The organism is Sulfuricurvum sp. PD_MW2, assembly GCF_002633015.1.
GTDB lineage: Bacteria > Campylobacterota > Campylobacteria > Campylobacterales > Sulfurimonadaceae > Sulfuricurvum.
The window spans coordinates 1-2,040 of record NZ_NSIU01000063.1; the positions used below are offsets into that span (position 1 = coordinate 1).

At 33.6% G+C, this 2,040-nt stretch carries 2 protein-coding genes; both read left to right on the plus strand.

Going from position 1 to position 2,040, the window contains the following annotated elements; translation table 11 throughout:
* Positions 1–23 precede the first annotated feature (23 nt).
* Positions 24–1,511: a sensor domain-containing diguanylate cyclase gene (locus CJD30_RS11585; protein WP_294919316.1), complete on the plus strand. Its 1,488-nt coding sequence runs from the start codon at positions 24–26 to the stop codon at positions 1,509–1,511.
* Positions 1,512–1,546: 35 nt separating this feature from the next.
* On the plus strand, positions 1,547–2,040 hold a 494-nt coding region (locus CJD30_RS11590; protein ID WP_294919319.1), incomplete at its 3' end, for an HD domain-containing phosphohydrolase.

Consider the following 2,040-nt stretch of genomic DNA (forward strand, 5'->3'; position numbering starts at 1 on the left):
GTACTTTAGAATGAGGAAACAATATGACAACTAAAGCTAGTGTTCTCAAATTAAAGTTATTGAGCACTTTTATCTTTTTTTGCTTAGTGCCTATTGTGTTTATATCTGTTGGTAGCTATCTTGAAGTTAAGCATCGTTTTAGAGAGATGCATTTGGCGCATCTCGAATCAATCGTGAAAATAAAAGCAAATCAAATTGAACGGTATTTTCAACAAACAGAAAAGGATGTTGAAACGATTCAACATTTACCCTCTGTGCAAACGTATTTAAAATCTCCAAATAATAGAAATTCATTAACAAAAGCAAAATTGGCAGAACAAATTAAACTCTTGGTTGAAGGTAGAAATATCAATGATATCTATATTGTTGATAATGCAGGAAAAGTTGTTTTTGCTAGAACGTCTTGTTCAATTCAAAGAAACGAAGTCATAAATATTATTAACGCTAAGTATAATCAAATTTACTTTTCAAATATCTACAAAGGTCATGTTAATAACGTTGATTATCTCTATCTTGCAAGTATGCCTATTCTTGATGAAACTAAAAGGCGATTAGGCACAGTAATCGTCGAATGTACTGCTAATCCTTTGTTTAATCTAATTCAAGACTATACGGGTCTAGGAGAGACAGGGGAGACGTTATTGGGTAAAAAAATTGGTAAATACGCTGTATTCCTTAATCCACTCCGATACGATCAAAATGCTTCACTTGTACGCAAAGTAAGAATTGGAGATTCCTATGCAATCCCCATGCAAAATGCAGTGACGGGATCTAATGGATCTAACCTAACAATGGACTATCGAGGAAAATGGGTTTTAGCCGCATGGAGGTATATACCGCTTACACAATGGGGAATTGTTGCAAAAACAGATAGTTCTGAACTGGATGAAAGTCTGAATACCTATATGGATGCTATCATCGCTATTTCTATAATTATTTTAGTCTTTGGGATTGCTGCATCGTTTAAAGTAGCAATGGATTTAATGCGTCCTATCGTGTCTTTGGATGATTCAGCACACATCGATCCCTTAACGCATTTGCCGAATCGACGATTATTAACTGAAGTACTTGAACTAGCTATCAAAAAAGCAAAAATGAAACCTGATGCCATGTTTGCCGTATTATTTTTAGATTTGGATGGATTTAAACATGTAAATGATACTTACGGTCATGGGACAGGTGACTGGCTACTCAAAACAGTTGCTCAACGATTGCGACAAACTGTCAGGTCGTGTGACACTATTGCTAGACTTGGCGGGGATGAATTTGTAATTCTTTTGTCAGGTATTAAAGATGTACATAACGTTATGAGTATTTCAGAAAAAATTATCAAACAGATCAATGAACCATTTGTTTATAATGACAATAGTATTTATATAGGAACCAGTATAGGCATAAGTATGTGCAGTACACATAAATGTTCAGATGTATCAGAATTATTGAAAAAAGCAGATGAAGCGATGTATGTAGCCAAACAGTCAGGAAAAAATCAATTTAAATTTGCCGAGTAACCTTTTCTAAAATTAATAAATGGACGGAAAATAACATGAAATTCAATCTCAATAGTTTTCTCATTGGTGTTTCCGTCGCTTTGGACATGGCAGAAAAAAATATTTTTAATGTCAGTACGTATCATTCTCGCAGGGTAGCTTATATTGCTGTACGTATTGCTAAAAAACTTGGGATGAGTAAAGAAGAATGTTTTGATATATGTTCTTTGGCAATTTTACATGATAATGGATTAACCGAGTCTGCTTTGATATATGATCGTGATCCGGTTTCATCTATGATAGATTTGGAACATGTTTTTGAGCATTGCCAAATTGGTGAAAATAATGTAAAAAACTACCCTTTTTTGACATCAGTAGCTAATGTTATTTTATATCATCATGAAAATTACGATGGAACAGGTTTTTATGGAAAAGTAGGAACAGACATCCCGATCATGTCGCGGATAATTTCATTTTCTGATGTGATAGATTGTAATGTCAGTTTGATTGATTCATCTTTATCCAAGAAAAATAAAATAATTTCAAACAA